Source organism: Pseudoalteromonas sp. SR45-1, assembly GCF_014163655.1.
Taxonomy (GTDB): domain Bacteria; phylum Pseudomonadota; class Gammaproteobacteria; order Enterobacterales; family Alteromonadaceae; genus Pseudoalteromonas; species Pseudoalteromonas distincta.
On sequence record NZ_JACJDR010000015.1, the window covers coordinates 61,379 to 79,454 of the forward strand.

Sequence of the window (18,076 nt, forward strand, 5' to 3'; positions counted from 1 at the left end):
TTCAAAAATTAATAAAAAAGGGCTGCTTTTAGTAAGCAGCCCTTTTAATAAATTTTTTAATATGCGTATTATTTTGCCGGCAGTACAGTACTCTCTACAGAGCCAAAACCTATACGTGCATAGCCTTCTTTTTCACACCAGCCACGCATAATAACGTTATCGCCATCTTCTAAAAAGCTACGTTGTTCGCCATTACTTAGCGTGATTTTTTCTTTACCGCCACGAGAAAGCTCAAGTAATGAACCTGCTTCTTCGTGCGTTGGACCCGACTGAGTGCCCGAACCTAGCATGTCACCTGGCATAAAGTTACAGCCATTTACTGTGTGATGAGTAACCATTTGTGCCACAGTCCAGTAAGAGTGCTTAAAGCTAGATGTTGATACGCGCGTTGGGTTATGGCCTTCGCTACGCATTTTTTGCGTTTGAATTCTAACATCCATTTGAATATCAAAAGCACCTTGGTCGCGATTCGCTTTTGATTCTAAATAGTCCATAGGCTGTGGATCGTTTTCATCACGTGTCCAGCTTGTTCTGTAAGGCGCTAATGCTTCGGTTGTTACAATCCAAGGCGATACCGTTGAGGCAAAGTTCTTAGCTAAAAATGGACCAAGCGGTTGGTATTCCCACGCTTGCAAGTCACGTGCTGACCAATCGTTAAATACACAAAAGCCAAATACATGGTTTTCAGCATTTTCGATAGCGATTGCATCGCCCAGTGCATTGCCTTTACCTAAGTAAATACCCAGCTCTAGTTCGTAATCAAGGCGTTTACAAGGACCGAATGATGGCACTTCTGCGTCTGGCGCTTTAGTTTGGCCTTTAGGGCGATGAAATGTTTGACCCGATACGTCAATAGATGAAGAGCGACCATGATAACCAATAGGTACCCATTTATAGTTAGGTAATAATGGGTTATCAGGGCGAAATAAACTACCCACAGCTGTAGCGTGATAAATAGAAGTGTAAAAGTCAGTGTAATCACCGATGCGACAAGGCAAAGAAAACTCTATATCAGACTGTGCAACCAATGTATCGCTAAGCGCTTGTTGGTGCTCAGAGCCTGCTCTTAGTGCTTTTGAAAGCGCTAAACGAAGTGCTGACCAATACTGCCCCCCTAAACCCATAAATGTATTTAGAGTTGCTTCACTTGCTGCATCAGCGGCTGTTTTAGCGTCACCTGTTAAAACATTTAATTTACTCAGTTTTGCTAAATCAATTACTTGGTCACCAATTGCAACACCACCACGAAAGGCCTCATCAGACCCTTTACGGCGAAACTCTGCAAACGGTAAGTTTTGAATCGGGAAGTCGCAATTATCAACATTAGCTGACTCTACCCAGCTGGTTAAATTAATATCGTGGGTTTCGTTAATTAGGCTCATTACATTTCCTTTGGATTTTACTGTATGGCGACAAGGTATAGTTTATTTAATCATACTTGTACTTGGCGCCATACTTTTTAAATATTAAAACGACAAAAAGCAGCGAAGTTCGCTGCTTTTAATTTACTCAAATATTCTATAAAACGCCGCGACGCTCTTGGTCACGTTCGATTGATTCAAATAATGCTTGGAAGTTACCTTCACCAAAGCCACCATCATCAACGCGTTGGATCATTTCTATAAAGATTGGACCAAATAAGTTTTTAGAGAAAATTTGTAATAAATAACAATTTTCACTTTGGCTATCTACGAGTATCTGATGCTCACGAATTTTTTCTTTATCTTCAGCAACCCAAGGTACACGGTCAAAAATAGTATCGTAGTACTCTGGGATAATATCTAAAGTGGCAATTGTTGATTTATCAAGCTTATCAAGAGAGCTTACTAAGTCATCTGTTAAAAACGCTAAATGTTGAACGCCTGGGCCGTTGTACTCACCAAGGTATTCATCAATTTGGTTGTTATCGTTACCTTTACCTTCGTTTATTGGAATAGAGAAGGTGCCGCATGGCGATTTAAGTGCATACGAAATAAGCGCTGTTTTTTGACCTTTAATGTCAAAGTAGCGTACTTCAGTAAAACCAAATACGTCTTTATAAAAGTTAGCCCATTTTTCCATGGTGCCTTTATAAACGTTATTGGTTAAATGATCGATTCGGATAAAGCCTTTATCTTCTACAACATTTTGCGTTTCTAAGTCTTCAAAATCACTTTCGTAAATAGTGCCTTTGTCGCCAAATTGTTCAATAAAGTAAATTAGGCTGTCGCCAATACCATAGATTGCAGGGTAAGGCATATTTTTATGCGTTGAGTCGGTCGCTGGTTTTGCACCACGTTCTACAGCTGTTTCAAATGCTTTTTGCGCATTCTCAACACGCCAACCCATTGAACAAATAGCAGGGCCATGGCTTTTAGCAAATTCTGCAGAAAAACCTTCACGCTCGTTATTCAGTAAAAAGTGAATATCGTTTTGGTTGTAATAAACAATGTCTTTACCTTTGAATTTTTTAAGCTTAGAGAAGCCAAAATCAGTAAATACTTTATCCATATAATCAGCATCAGGTGTTGCGTACTCGGTAAACTCAATACCGACTAAACCCAAATAGTTATTTACTTCACTCATTATTATTACTCCCGCAATTAAGCACTGCGATTATGTGTTGTTGTCATATTGCAGTAGATAATCAACCAGATTTTTAATTTGGGGAAGAGGGGGGCGCTATTTAGTATGTAGTGCATGTGTAAATTTTATAGGACGGTTATTATAAAGTTACGTGTTTGTAATACAGTTAAGTAAAATGAAGTTATATGGTATAAATTCAAGTGGGAGCATTTGTTTTTAAGTCATTGTATTTAAATACTAAAAAGGAGGTTTAACCTGCGCTAAACCTCCTCTTACAATTAATAAGTAAAAGCCTTTTTGTATGTAATTGTTTACACTTTAAGAGCCGTTACCAAAGAACTTGTTCCGTTGTTCTATCCACATGTTAGTTTTAATTGCTGGAGCTGCTTGGTAATGGCGCTCAATGGTTTGATTTAGCACTCGCGTCGGTTGCTCAAAAGACAGCTTTTGTTGTGCGCCGCCCATACTTTTAATTTCATCTCTGGTCATAGCACGTCCTGCATAAAGCAGCGAATTTAAGTACCCTGGTACTGTTTCATAATTGTTATCTGTAAAAAGCAATACAGATTGATGGAGTGCCCAGCGACTATCGATTTCGCCATCCTCTTTTACGCCAGCAAGTTCTCCATCTATATAGACTTCAAACACCCCGTTGGTTGGTGCTGTATAAAATACAAAAGCTATACGATGCCAAGAGTCAGGTTGTGTATTGCCAAAATAGCCGCTATCACTAGTTGCTTGTCCATAGCCGCCGCTTGGGTCAATAAACATATCGGCATCATCATTAAGATAATCAGTTGTATTGGCTTGCATAATTGCACGGTAAATATCTTTACCTTCTGCGGGCCAGTATAAATCCATAACCAAGGTGTAGTCAGACACTATTCCTTCATTTGCAAAGTCACCATTTGCTGGTGTGTTTAAATCAATAAGTAAGCCTTCTGTTGGAGCGTGGCGAGAAAACGCCATAACACCTGAAGGACCATCACTTAAATCATCAATATTTAATTGAGTAGTGGTGCTATATTGTGTCTCTGCAGTGCCCCAGTTTGTTTCATCTGGATCAAAGTAGCTAAGTACCGAAGGTCCAAAATCAGCTGCTAACGGGTTGTTAGTATCGTCAAAGTTCCATACGGTTACATTTGCTAAGTTGTTGCATGAATAAAGTTCGGTGTCAGTGTCAAGGTGTAGGCACTGACTTGTTCTAGCACGTGCATATTTATCAAGTAGCCACCAAGCTTCAGCTATCGGTTCTACGTTTGAGAATGTAACACTATTAAAAAATAAATCAGGATTCAAAGCTGCTCCTTTAAATAGTGCAACTTCGTAATTATTAGTGGGTTGTATATCCTCAGGTTTAAGTAAAAACCAATCTGGTTGACTTGCAAACATCGTTGTTAAGTCGCTTCCCGATACAGTTACTTTATAAATAGAGTTAAACCCTGGCGTATTTGATGGCTGTCTTTCTACGTAAAAAGCTTTATGGAAGTCTTCTTGAGTAAGTGTGCCGGGTGTCCAGCGCTTTTGTACTAGTTCAGGATTAAGTAATGCTGCGCTAATTGTGCTTGAATGTTTTGCGGCTAAGGCGGTTATTTCGGCTAGCTGCGCATCAGTTGGATAGTTTTCAGAAATAGCGATTTCAGTTTCTGCATCGGGAGCATAACGCCCCATTATCTCATCTATAGCTAGTTTTGTTGCCTCATCGCGTTCATCAATTGTATCGGTTTCAATCGTTTTGTAATCAACAACTGGGGATGATTTATCAGCTAAATTAAAATTAAGCGTTAAGTCCGTAATACCTTTAGCGTAAAAGTCCGGTTGTAAAACAATAGCGCCGTTATCAAGGGTTGTGTAGCTTTCCCCACCGTGTGTATGGCCGCCAAGTACTAAGTCGATACCGGGTACGTTTGTTGCCATATCAGTATCTTGGCCTACACCTAAATGGCTCAACATAATCATGTAATCTACATCATCACTGTATTGGTTTACGATGCTTTGTGCGATTTGTTGCCATTGCCAGCTCATTTTAAACTGTTTAATAAAATCAGGGATCGGATCATCTTGAATAGGTTCATCTAGCTCATTCCATGGCACTGAGGTCATGCCAAACACACCAAGTGTAATACATCCTACTTGAACTTTTGCAAATCCTACGCCTGCAAAATCTTGTAGTTGCTCTGCTTCATAACGAGTATTACTAGCAAGTACGATTGCATTCTCGTCTTGGGAATAACTTAGTAATTTTTCAGGGCCCCAAGCATAATCATGATTTCCAACGACTCGTAGGTCAAACTGCATTGCTTTAATAGCTTCTTCTGTCGCGGTACCTTGTGATAATTGCTCAGCAACGGTGCCTTTTTCATAGTCGTCACCACCGTTTGTAAATAAGGTGTGCGGAGTTTGGCTTGCTACTTGGTTGTAGTAGGCTTTGATCCGGCTGAAATATTGCTCTTCATAGCCAAAGCGAGCATGTAAATCTGCAACGTGAACAAACCTTACCGATTGCTCTGTTGCATTAGCGTCGCAAGTTGGGCCGATATTTGCGAAAGCTTCATTGCGCTGCATTTGTATTGCATATGTGCCCAGTGTTGTTACTTGAGCGCTAACAAATCCATCTAAAACTATTGAATTTGTAACAGTATCCCAATTAGCGCCTGATAGTTTTGCGATAAACAGTTGTCCGCCTAATGCATAGTCATCAGGGATTTTTATTGTAATGGTAATAGGTTTTTCAAGAGTAAGCGTGGAGGGCGTAAGCGCATGTAAATCAGAAATTATATTTTGTTGTATATTCGTCTCATCTAATAATGTTTTCTCGTAGGTAAGCTCTACATCACTAGAAATAGCACTGGAAGGTGCATTAAATATAAAATTGCCTTCGTCTAATGTAGCCTCTAAACCATTAGCGCTTGATAGTGTTAATTTGCTAGGTTCAGGCTCAACAGGATCGTTTGGATTAACCGTCACTTCATCACCGCTACCACAGGCAGTTAGAATAAAGCTAAGAAATATAAATATAATAACACGTGATATCGTTAACGATTGCATCTACGGATGTCCCTGAGTCTATTCAATAACCAATCAGGATATAATATCAGTTAACGGGGGAAGGGCAAAGTTGAATAAAAAATTCCCCCATAGAAGCTATGGAGGAATTGTCTTAGGTTATATTGCTACATTTGAAATAAACAATAATTAAGAGACTTTCTCTTCTAAACCTTGTTTTTCCCATACTTTAGCTTTAAAAGTCATTAGTACTAAAACAACACCAACACCAATGCTAAATAATGCAATTTGTAAGTATAAGTTAGGAATTTCATCAACATTATTCGGATCGAAATTACCAGCAAGTAAACCTGCGATGATGTTACCGATTGAGTAAGTTAATACAAACACACCCATCATTTGGCCAGTGTAACGTTTAGGCGATAACTTACTTACAGCACTTAATGCTACAGGGCTTAAACAAAGCTCACCCACTGTATGTAAAAAGTACGTAGTAACAAGCCAGTAAGGCGCAACTTTTAAGCCTTCAGCTGCGTAATGAGCCGCCATAAACATAACTAAAAAGCCTGATGCCATGATAATTAAGCCAATTGCACATTTAACGCTGTAGCTAGGTGATACTAAGCTTTTAGATAAGTTAATCCAAAGCGCTGCAAAAAATGGCGATAAAGCAATAATAAACAGTGAGTTTAATGATTGAAACCACGTTGTAGGGATTTCAAAAGTACCAATAAGACGGTCAGTATAGTCGCGAGCAAATAAGTTTAATGATGAACCAGCTTGTTCAAAGCCAGACCAAAAACATGCAGATGCAATACATACTAAAAATAGTGCCCACATTCTTTGTTTTTCTGCATCTGTTAAATTACCTGTAAAGTAAATAACTCCAAAATAAACAAAAAAGATAATAGTAAATACAATGGCTGTGTAACCTGCAACTACAGTTGGATTAATAACAATAGCGCCGGTCATTGCAGCCGTAGTAACTGCAGCAGCTGCAATTACAAATGCAGCAATACCGCCCCATGCACGTGAAGTACCTTTAGAGCCTAATGGATTAGCCGGTAAAGCACTGTGCTTTGGTAAGTTATTAAGTGTGAGTTTGTACTGTACTAAACCAATGGCCATACCTACAGCTGCCGCACCAAATGCCCAGTGCCAGCCTACGTTCTCCATAAAGTAACCACATACGTAGTAACCTATTAAAGAACCCATGTTAATACCCATGTAATAAATAGCGTAACCGCCATCACGACGCTCATCAGCATCGCTATATAATTGGCCTACCATTGCACTGATATTTGGTTTTAGTAAACCAGTACCTGTTGCTACAAATATTAAGCCAACGAAGAAAGAATAATCATGTGGAATAGCCAAAATAATATGGCCAATCATAATAATTATGCCGCCATACCAAACTGCTTTTTGACCACCAAACAATCTATCAGCTAGCCACCCACCCGGTAAGCCTAAAAAGTATACTGCGCCTGTGTACAAACCATAGATTGCAGCAGCTGATGCAACAGTAAAGGCAAGGCCTTCTTCTTGTAAGCTTGCTGTCATGAATAATACGAGCATAGCTCGCATACCGTAATAACTCATTCGTTCCCACATTTCAGTGAAGAACAATGTCGAAAGTCCTTTAGGGTGGCCAAACCAACCACTATCTGGAGCTGAACTCATATTTACTTCCTAACTTTAAGAATTGTTGTAATGGCCTTATAATTTTTTGCTTTAGCTATCTTAATATTTAGTCATACTAAAATGCTCGACCATCAGTTTATTATTTGTAGCTAAGATAATGATTTGCTATATGGTAGTAACACCAGAAGGTAAGAGACACACCCTTATCCTAGTTACAATTGAGCACAAGTATACATACACCTCAAGGCGAGGGGAAGTACTGAGCGGTGTATCACCTTATGCTAAGTTAGAACTCAGCATAAGGGATAATAGGTGTACCCGGAAATTCGAGTGTCCCGTAAACAGGATTGAAGTAGTAACGGATATACAGTTGGCCAAAATTAGGTTCGTAAAAGTCAGAACGGTCAATAGCTAAATAACCACCAAAGAACCAATGTGGGGTTATTCTGTATTCAAAGCTGCCTTCTAAGTTGTACGATACGCCCGCACTTGTATCTGAATCAAAGGCCGGATCTACACCGGTTTCAAGTTGACGCGCAAAGGCCTCTGCTTGAAGGTCAGGATCATTAGGGAAAAAGTCGATTGCTTGCGTTTTAGTTTGTGAATACGACACGCCTGTTTTTACGCGGTATACAAAGTCATCACCCCATCGTGCATCGTAGGTTAAAGGAACCGATAACCCAATATAGTTCTGTGGGCTGTAGTAGCCGCCGTGGCCCCAGGTTTCTTCACTTAAATTAAATTTATAGGCCCAATGCAATAAACTTGCACCCACTGTAAATTCGCGGTCTTGATTACTTATCACACGATAATAGGTGCCGCCCATCAAGCGGTAGCGCTGGTTATCTTTTACGTTTTGACCTTTATACAATGTAAAGTCAGCACTAGACCAAAATCCCCAATTGCCGCCTAAATCATGAGAAACATTAGCGGTTAAACCGGTTGAGCGCACACCCCCCCAAATTTTACCTGTATTAACGTCTTCAAGACCTGCATAGGCGAGTACTGAGCTGGTTACTGGTCGTTTTTCTAATTCAAGGCTATAACCAAAGTCACCAAAGTCGTCCGAGTAATTAACACCCCACACAATGTCTTCGATTAAAAAGCCCAGTGGTGTTGTCCCAATATCTACGCGCCAGTTTTCGTTTTGCCAACCAATACCAATATCAACGCCATCTTGCTCAGGACTTACTTCGTCAATACCACAGGTAAATATACACAAAGCGCCTTGACCGTATCGACTGCCAGCAAATTGCTCGTCAAATCGTGTTGTTTGAGCGCTAATACTTGTAGGATCTATTTTTACAAAGCCTTGCCCTTGCCAAAGCGGAAAGTACGCTTCAATAGGGACTAAACCAGCGCCCAATGTAGCCTCACTTTCAGTACTTACTTGTCCGCTAAAATTTACACCAACAGCAATGTAGGCTTGGTTTTTGTTTTGTTGGCTGAGTAGTTCTCGTTTGGCACCGTTTATATACCACTCGTCGTTTTCATTAATGCGCGAAAGTGATGCGTAGAGTTCTTTTTCATTTAGTTGACGATTAGGTGAAAGCGTTTGTGCGTACCACGTTTGTGCTTGCTCTGTTTCATTAAAATTAGCAGCAACTTGCGCGCCTAAATAACGAAGCTCTAAATCATTAGGTGCTTTTTGAATAAGCTGTTCAGCTAAGTAAAGGGCATCACCTGCGTAATTAAAATCGTTTAACGATTCCATAATTTGACGCTGAAAATAACTTTCTTGCGTTGTACTTTGTTCAATGGCGAGCTGTGTGACTTCTTTCGATTGGAAATCATCACCAAGTGCTCTATAGGCTTTGGATATTGCCATTAAAGCTTGAGGTTCAATTAACTGATTATTTTTTAGTTTTTGTTCGTATAAAATAATCGCTGATTGGTTTTGATCAAGTGCTAAGTTTGCATTTATTAGCGCAGTTGTTGTTGCTGATGAACTTGGGTATTTTTGATCAAGCTGATTTAGCTTCGCAATAAGATCACTGCCACTAAAATACTTAGAATAATAGGCATTTTGTAATTGCACAAACTGATCTATTTCACCCTCAGAGGCATTTTCAGGAAGCCGATATTGATTAAACCAATCCGTAGTCTGAGCTTTATTACCCTGTGCTAAAAGCCATTCTCCATACAACATATGCCAATAGGCTGATAATGAGGGGTCTTCAGCTAATGCGTCACGCATGAGTTTTAAAGCGTGGTTTTGTTCTTCTATGCTAAACCAGCTTCGTGCTAGCTCCGCTTTCATTGGTGGCGTTAAATTTTGTGCTTCTAACGCACTTAAGTGATAAATAGCAGCCGCTTTATTTTGAGAATTAATAAAACGTTCGCTTTGTGCTAAAGACTCATTAAGTTGTAACTGTTGTTCAAGAGATACAATGTCAGCATCGCGAGATTTAAATGGAATATACTGAAGCGTAGCAAGCGCACCTTGGTAATCATCTAAAGCGCGCAAAAACAGTGCATGGCTATACCTAAGCTGTGAATTTAGCGGAAATTGCCACAATACATTATTAAACAATGAGCGAGCTTTGTCGGTGAGTCCTTTTTGTTGATATATAAACGCTAAGTCGTAATATAACCAAGGCTCTTCTGGTGTTGCCTGAATAGCCTCTTTTAATATTTTTTCAGCCTCTTCTAATTCACCAGCTTCAGTTAGCTTTGTTGCCTTAGCTCTATACACGCTACTTAATGAGCTTAAATATGACGCTCTTAATATTTCTTTTTGTGAAAATGAAAGTCGATTAAAAAAAGAGGTGAGCGTTTTTTCACTTTGTTCAAGCTTTGCAATTTCAAGTAAGCCAAATACGGCGCCTTCGTTTAAAGGCTCGCTTTTAAGCACCACTTGGTAGGTAAGCGCAGCTTGTGAATATAGCCCTTGGGCAAATTGTAAGGTGCCACGATTTACCAATACGGTATTAGGTTCTTCTTCTAATGCGGCGGCTAAATCGAGTTTTAGTTTAGCAACTCTAAATTCACTGCTATCTATAGCGTCTCTTGCTTGGCGAATATACAGCCAAAACTTAGCTGTTTTAGCCATGCTTTTAAGGGTATTTCGCTCTGCAAAGTCGGCAGTGTATTTTTGTGCACGTGTAAAATAATTATAGGCTTTACCATTTTCACCTAGTTGTAGGTAAAGTATGCCTAAGCTGTTCATGATTTCGCCGTCAGTAGGGCGGCCTTTTAATGCTTTTAATAGAAGAGGTTCTGCTGCTTTTAACTTTTCTTGTTCGAGTAGATTATTGCCTTTTAACCAGAGCTGATAAGCCGGGTCGGCTAATAATTTTTGGCGTGCTTTTAATTGCTTTTTAAAGTCTTGATACTGTAACTCTCCCTTATTACTAAACGGGTAAAGTATAAAGTATTGCTGAAATTGCTTGTCAGTATTACTGTTTATTGGCATATTTTTTAATGCAGAGAGCCAAATACCTTCAACTTCATCACTAAAACCCGATGTCGATCCATACTTACTTAAAATACGCATTGCTGCTTTATCGCGTGGGTTACGTCTTAGCAAATGTCTGGCATAAGCAACTTCTATAGTGCCTAGGTTGTCATAGCGTTTTAATAATTGCTTGTAACCATTTTTAACCCCTTGCCATTGAGCGCTGTCTTGTGCATACCAGCCTAAATGCTCAAGCTCAAAGTTTAAAGTAGGATAAACATCATTAAATATTTTATTGTAAATTTGACGTGCTTGTTCATATCTGCCGGCACGAGCAAGCAGCTTTGCTTCTTGAATTACTGCCTTGTCTTTACCTTGAATACGAGACATAACCTTGAGTTTTTTTACGCAAGGTGTTTGTTGTGTTAGTTGGTTATCAAGCTTATTTAATAACAAGTTTGCCTGGTCTGTATTGCCATTCGTAAAGTCGTAATGTGCAAGCGCACATTGCGTTTCTATTCGCGTAGGGGCAATTGCAACCAATTTTTGCAGGCTATCTTCAACAAGTCTTTTGTTTTGTTGTGCTTCACCAATACTAATTTGGTTTAATAACCAATCAACCGATTGTGTATCAATATCATTTATTGTTGCGGCATTTAAATTAGTGCTTAGTGCCAATGTACAAGCTAAGGCCAACCTTAACGACATTCAGTGCTCCAAGTAGGTTGTAGCGTTCCATCAGCCGTTATTTTAAAGCGCTTGTTTACAGCACTTTCACCAAATAAATGCAATACACTGTCGTAATAACGTGTTTGCGTAAAAGACTTATCAATCATTAGCTTTTGCTGAATGGCCATTACTAGCTCATCATTACCTTGCTCTGCTAACAAAGGCAACAGGGCAGCGTTAAAGCCCAAAGGTCCTCTTTTTTCAGATTTACCTGATTGAGCGTACGTATTTAAAGGAACATAGCCGCGCTCTTCAATAGTATCCACAAATGGTGCAAACTGAGCAAGAAGCTCTTGTTTGTAGGGTGCATCTTTTGCCATCATACTTGCCCAAAGGTAAACACGAATTGCATTATAACTACCTAAATCTGTATTTTTTCTGTTGTAGTAAAAACCACGGTTTGAATCAAACATAACCCAATCAGGGCTAACGCCTTGCTGTGCGGTATCTAAAATTAGCTTAGCTGATCCTTCGTGCAGTTGGTGCCACGGTGAATGTGGATAAAGCTTTTTAAATTGCTGGTAAATAAATAACGGCGAGTAGCTAGGATTTAGCTTATAGCGCTCATTGTCAAACTCAAAACCGGCAGGTGCGGGGAGTAAAGACAGGCCAAGGCCCGTTATGTAGGCGGTTTCTTCTCTGATTATACGTTGAGCAAGCACTGCGGCTAAAATACTATAGCGGCGTTCATCCCATAAAATTGCCGCTTGCGATAAACTGTAGGCAATCCATAGGTCTGAATCTGACGCAGGGTTTGAATCTAAAATACCCCCTACGCGGTTTTTATCTAGTCCCCATTTCCATGCTGGTAAACGCGTACTTAAATCGCCCTCTGATAAATGCTCTTGGGTCCAATTTAAAACAGAATCAAAAGCGGCTTTATCGTTGGCAATAAGCGCAAAAAATAGTGCATATGATTGGCCTTCAGAGGTTGTGATACTTTGATCACTGCCCAAGTCAATAACGCGGCCGTCTTGGCTTATAAAATGATTTTTAAACACTTGCCACGACTGCCAAGGTTCGCACTGTTCAACTTGTGCGTTGGCATTGAAAGCAAATAGTGCCATCACAGTAAAAAACATATTAACGAGTGATTTCATTATTCGTCTCCTTCAGCTAAACGCTTGTAAGTTAGTGCTTGTAATAATCGCCATAAGATAAATGAGATCAGCAATAGCGTTAAAATAGACAGTAATGCCAAAATAAATGGATGATCAGATAAGTGAAACCACACTAATGTATGGACTGGGATATGGCCTACAAAGTATTGCTCATCTACCTGAATGGTTTTAATACCCTGTGAGTTGATAATGGCTGCACTACCTTTTACTTGAGCTAATTTTTCTGAGTTCATTAGAACATCGTCAAGTATAGTAAATGCATTTTGCGTCGTAGCACTCAACGAGACGATAGAGCGGTCTGAGTCAAACGGTGATTGAAACCCTGTTATAACAGCCATATCGCCACTACTTTTAATACTAACCTCTACTTTATCGGTCGTTTGTTCGTCGTATGCACCATTATAAATTGCTTGTTTAATTGCGCGCTGATTATTGTTAAGCAAAACATTTGTTTGTGCATCTTCATCTAAGTCATTAGCAATACTGTTAGGTTTAGCAATAACGAGTATGTCTTTATCATCTAAATCAGCGTCCTCATTTAAATGAGCAACACTCATTCTGTGGGTTGGGTAGCCGGTGATTGCGCCAAAGTGCCCCGTTAAGTTAAATAAAACGGTTAAAGCATTAGGTGTTGGGTTTTCATCAATAAGTACAAGTGTTTTTTGTAAATCAGCATATTTGGTAAAAGGAAAGCCACTATTAGCAAATACGTTCAGATCTGGTAATGCGATGTAGTGATCAAATTCACTTACGTCAATGCTTGAATCGCCATCAATAACACCAAACTCACCGCCAGGAGGTGCAACAGCACATTCGCCTTTTTTGAGTACGCCAAACCTAAAGTCAAAGTTAAGTTCATTTCTGTTAGCTAAATTAATGCCATTGACAGAAAAGCCTTCTGTACTTTGTGTGGTGTCAGTATTGGCAACTAGTGGCAACAACGCTTGTGTTGTTTGTAATAAATCGTTGTTTTCATCTAGTAAAAAACCACTTATAAATTCTTGGTTTATTAGCATATTTAAACGAGAGTCGATGGCTTCTGATTCTGGCGTGCTACGGTACTGAAGAGTAATAGGTATTCCTCTTTCACGCCACGTGAATAGATCAGGTGCAAAGCGAATGTTTAGTTTTACTGGACCATTATTAAGACCTTGCGCCTGCAGTTGCGTAGGGTAGTCAATAAGCTCGTCAAAATGCACTGGACGATCGCTTCTAAGCCAGCGTGGTGCATCATACGCTTTTCGAAGTGGCAACTGATTTATGGCTTCAATACTTGCGCTTCTTCCAGTCATTACTTTGTGGCCAAATGCAAGGCCAGTCACCGCTGTTTTTAAATCAGCTTCATCACGGCCCAATATCAGTAACATTTTATAATAACGATTAAATGGGTTTGAAATGATTTCAATCGTTGGTTTTTCAACATTTGGGTAATCTTTCAAAAAATCAGGTTTTGAATCATTAGTAATAAAAACCACACTGTGTTGATCAGGCGATTTATTTAACGTTACGGGAAAATTAAATCCACGCCAATCAGCTTGGGCTCCAAACCAACTCGATAGCGTTGCTGCTGCCTCAATAGCTTGGGTATTGGGTGTTTTAGCAAATACAAATGGAAGGTTAAGCTTGTTGTAATCCTTTTCATCAAAAAACGGCTCTGGGAGGTATTCTAAACGGCTATCGATAGCAAGCTGCTTTTGGTCGAGCGTTATGTTGCTTGATTTATTTATTTCTGTCCAAATAGTACGGCTGAAGTAGTCTTGACATCTAAGGTCGTAATAACCAACCAATTCAAAGCGGACTTGGTTGTAATCTTGAATGTATTTAGCGTTAAGATCGAGGCTATGCTGCACTGTGTTTTTTACAATACTAAGTTGTTCGTTAATAGGTAAAACAGTGACTAAATTATCATTAAAGTATACTTTTAAGTGCGAAACATTCGCGATTAATGAAGGCGAGTTAGTATACGAAAAGTTAAGCTTTAAATTGGTGCTCAATTTATCTATTCGGTTTGTAAAGTCAACGCGGGAGTTATTATTTACCCCGTTGAGCCTAAAACCTGTAAAGCCTAACGCTTCAAAATCTAAGCGTAAACTCGACACCTGAGCGCTCTCAGGGTATCCATTAATGAACATTGATTTATTTTGTAATGGCTCAATTGCATGCGCAAAATAAGCGCAACAAATAAGCGACAATGTTAGGGATATATTAAGCAACTTTTTAATCATAATTATTATGCACTATTGGTCTTTTTGGAGTAAATGAGTTTACGTATACAACTAAATTAGTCATAAACTGAATGATAGGTTGAAGCACTCTTGGTGCGTGGAAGAGCAAGTTACTAAACCCTCTGAGGCTTGTTTTTTGCACTTCTTTAAAACTGTAAGATGGGCGGTCATGTCTAAAGTTATTTTGCCAGTCAAGCCACGCATCAGCTCGTGAAAATGTACATTGTATAAACGCGCGCTGTTTTTCAAGAGATAAATCTTTAATGGTTAAGCCAATTTGATTACCCCGAGTATTACAAACATGGGTAGTAAACGAAAATTGCTTATTACCGCGGCTCATTAATAATTCTATTTTATCGTTTACACGACAAGCATGTGCATGGTCGGTTTCTATTCCTACGCCGTTATCGGAGTAATCTGTAATTTTTACTTTTAATGTGTGGCCATTTGCTAAACGAACTCCCGCTGGGAAGTTTGCTTTAATACGGTGTGAATGCCTCACTTGGCGTGCTTCTGCTGCCACGGCAACCGCAGCACCCAAAATGATAATATTATAAAGCGCCCACCCCATACTAATCAGCAGTACACCAACTTGCGTAGGGTCGCCAAAAAACAGGCGTAAAATACCAATTAACATACCGACTAAATTAATGGCGAGTAAAACCAAATATGGCTTAGAAATACCCCAGTCATAATGCTCTTTATCGTTTAAGCCACCTTTTTCGGTAACGTTAAATTTACCTTTGTTTGGATTAAACAAAGCAACTGTTGTTGGCTTTAATATGTACCAAGCAAGCACAGATTCGTAAACTTCGCCCCAAAACGAATAGCGATACTTACCTTGTATTCGTGAGTTAGTTGCTTTTATCTGAATAAGTGTAGGTACAACGTAGATAAAAATAGCTAAAAATGGCGCGTAAATAATGTATGCATTAAAGTATATAAGTGCCAGGGGCGCGGTTAAAAATACAATGCGCGGAATACCTGATAGAAAATGCAGCATAGCATTTAAGTAACAAAGTCGCTGAGGTATGTTCAAGCCTTTGCCTAACAGCGGGTTATCGAGCCTAAATATTTGCGCCATGCCCCGTGCCCAACGAATTCGCTGGCCAATATGAGCCGATAAACTGTCAGTGGCAAGGCCAGCAGCTTGAGGAATATTTATATAGGCAGTTTTATAACCTGCGCGTTGCATTCGCAGTGCAGTATGAGCATCCTCGGTGACGGTTTCAAAAGCAAAGCCACCTATTTCATCAAGCGCTTCTCTTTTGAGTACCGCACACGAACCACAAAAGAACGTAGCATCCCACATATCGTTTCCGTCTTGAATAAGCCCGTAAAACAACATGTTTTCATTTGGAATTTGACTGTGGTTATTTAAGTTTCTCTCAAATGGATCTGCTGAGAAAAAATGATGTGGTGTTTGTACTAAACACACTTTACTGTCTTTTAAAAACTGTCCCATAGTCATTTGCAAAAATGAACGAGCAGGTACGTGGTCGCAATCAAAAATGGCAATATAATCACCATCTGTGTAGCGCATAGCACTATTCATGTTACCGGCTTTTGCATGGTTATTATCTGGTCTTGTTAAATAACCTGCACCAACTTGTTTAGCAAATTCAGCAAACTCAGGGCGTTTACCATCATCTAAAATATAGACTTTTAGTTTATCTGCTGGCCAATCTATGCTTAAAGCGGCAAGGGTAGTCGGCCTTACAACACTTAAAGGCTCGTTGTAAGTAGGAATGTAAATATCTACCGTTGGCCATAAGTTAGTATTTTTTGGCAACATGACAGGTTTTCTTTCAAGTGGGTTAATAGTTTGAAAAAAACCTAAAATAAGTACCATCCATGCGTATGTTTCTGCTAGTAACAAGCCTGCACCTAATGTAAGTGCTAAAGGGTCATCCCAGTTAAGTGTTTCAGTGTATCGCCACCACAAGTATCGAGAAGATGTAGTGACAGATAAGGTGATCATTACAATCGTGGCCATATGGCCTTTTACGCGTTTGAGCGCGTAAGCAACCAGTAAAATAAAGCTAATAAACACCGCTTGCGCTTCAAGGCTAAAGGGAATAGTAACAAATATGGCAAGCAAGAATAATATCAGTGCAACAACGATGTATTTAATAAGTTTGTTCTGCCAAATACGAGCGTCGGCCATTGTTTTAAAAGCACTTTTTTTAGGCTTGTTGTTTTTGGAAAAAAGGCGCCTTATTAATCGGCCTAATTTAAGGTCGTACCAACGAAGTTGCCTTAGGCTGTAACTGACTCCATCATAAAAATAATTTACAGCATGCTTTTTTATAGACACTGATTTTCTTTTGGGTTTATGAACAGCAAAAAGCAAAAATATGCTCTGAATAACAAAGCGTATAATATTGGAATAGATATAAGTTCTGTATGGCAATCTTAAATGTGGATAATAGTTATATAACGCTAACTCAAAGTTTTCTTTGTTCTTTTTAATATTCACAAATAATGAACCGAACAAAGTTATGAAGGGCATTAAAAAGGCTTCAATTACATTTACTTTGTGCTGATTAAAGTAACTATGAAATTTAAATAAAATGTAACGCACAAGCTTATCAGTGAATAATATACTCAATAGAATATACAATGTACTGTGTATGGGCCTTTTGTAAAAAAGAGTAAAGCTCATCGTCAGTTCGCCGCCTTGCTTACAAGCCAACCGGCCAGTGTTTCAAAGTCATCGTTCGCTACACTGTATGGTGCGCAATTAAGGGCTACATTACGATTAGCTGTGGCCTCTTTAATAACTTCATCACTGTTGATAAAAAACGGCGCCATAAATGGCAATGTAGATTGCCAAAGAGAAAATAGATCAAATTCTAACACTGAGGCTGCGTTGTAACGATTAACGACAAAAAAGTGTTTCCAGCTTGACTCTACTGACTTAAGGGTTTGTAGGCGCTTGTATATGAGGCTATGACAAATTGCATCGCAAGTGACTAGCTCAATAACAATATCGTTTTCTTCTAACGGGTAGCGAGAAATATTAATGTGTGAAGGGCAGTCGAATAATATCCAAGCAGATTCTTTATAGTCCAGTTTTTTGCAATTGTTAATTGTGACTATAATTTCATCTAGCGTTGCTTCGTTATCGCCATGGGGTAAAAAAAGAACGCCATCGCTGTCTTTACGAAAATGCAATAACGCATCGTCAAAAGTACTCTCGTTGCTCCAACCTTTTGTGGCTGTCCACTTAAGGCCAAAGTGCAAACCAAGGTCACTTTTAGCATCTAGGTCTATTGCAACCACATCAACATCAGATTTTTTCAAAACGCACGCTAAGTTTGCAACAACTGATGTGCTACCTATGCCGCCTTTGATACCTTTAATAAAAATCCTTTGCAATGGAGTTT

Annotated in this window: 9 protein-coding genes; all 9 read right to left on the reverse strand. The window is 39.3% G+C overall.

The window, feature by feature from the left end; all coding sequences use genetic code 11:
• Window positions 1-68: 68 nt before the first annotated feature.
• On the reverse strand, window positions 69-1,382 hold the full coding sequence (gene fahA / locus H5089_RS15215; RefSeq protein WP_182712575.1) for a fumarylacetoacetase: 1,314 nt from the start codon (window positions 1,380-1,382) through the stop codon (window positions 69-71).
• A gap of 136 nt (window positions 1,383-1,518) precedes the next feature.
• A complete protein-coding gene (gene hppD / locus H5089_RS15220) occupies window positions 1,519-2,565 on the reverse strand; it encodes a 4-hydroxyphenylpyruvate dioxygenase (protein ID WP_002958202.1) in 1,047 nt (348 codons plus the stop codon).
• 318 nt (window positions 2,566-2,883) lie between these two features.
• Entirely contained in the window at window positions 2,884-5,613 is a 2,730-nt protein-coding gene (locus H5089_RS15225; RefSeq protein WP_182712576.1) for a metallophosphoesterase, read from the reverse strand.
• Between the two features lie 147 nt (window positions 5,614-5,760).
• On the reverse strand, window positions 5,761-7,254 hold the full coding sequence (locus H5089_RS15230) for a peptide MFS transporter (protein WP_024598453.1): 1,494 nt from the start codon (window positions 7,252-7,254) through the stop codon (window positions 5,761-5,763).
• A gap of 247 nt (window positions 7,255-7,501) precedes the next feature.
• On the reverse strand, window positions 7,502-11,320 hold the full coding sequence (locus H5089_RS15235) for a cellulose synthase subunit BcsC-related outer membrane protein (RefSeq protein ID WP_182712577.1): 3,819 nt from the start codon (window positions 11,318-11,320) through the stop codon (window positions 7,502-7,504).
• Window positions 11,311-12,441, reverse strand: coding sequence for a cellulose synthase complex periplasmic endoglucanase BcsZ (gene bcsZ / locus H5089_RS15240; protein ID WP_182712578.1), 1,131 nt, complete (start codon window positions 12,439-12,441; stop codon window positions 11,311-11,313). The genes H5089_RS15235 and bcsZ overlap by 10 nt, the downstream gene beginning before the upstream one ends.
• Window positions 12,441-14,687, reverse strand: a complete 2,247-nt coding sequence (bcsB, locus tag H5089_RS15245) for a cellulose biosynthesis cyclic di-GMP-binding regulatory protein BcsB (protein ID WP_182712579.1) — start codon at window positions 14,685-14,687, stop codon at window positions 12,441-12,443. The genes bcsZ and bcsB overlap by 1 nt, the downstream gene beginning before the upstream one ends.
• The gene (gene bcsA / locus H5089_RS15250; RefSeq protein ID WP_182712580.1) at window positions 14,680-17,352 is read right to left on the reverse strand and encodes a UDP-forming cellulose synthase catalytic subunit; all 2,673 of its coding nucleotides are present in this window, start codon (window positions 17,350-17,352) and stop codon (window positions 14,680-14,682) included. The genes bcsB and bcsA overlap by 8 nt, the downstream gene beginning before the upstream one ends.
• Before the next feature lie 2 nt (window positions 17,353-17,354).
• Window positions 17,355-18,068 (reverse strand): cellulose biosynthesis protein BcsQ, encoded by a 714-nt coding sequence (bcsQ, locus tag H5089_RS15255; RefSeq protein WP_182712581.1) that lies wholly within the window; start codon window positions 18,066-18,068, stop codon window positions 17,355-17,357.
• Window positions 18,069-18,076: the final 8 nt, after the last annotated feature.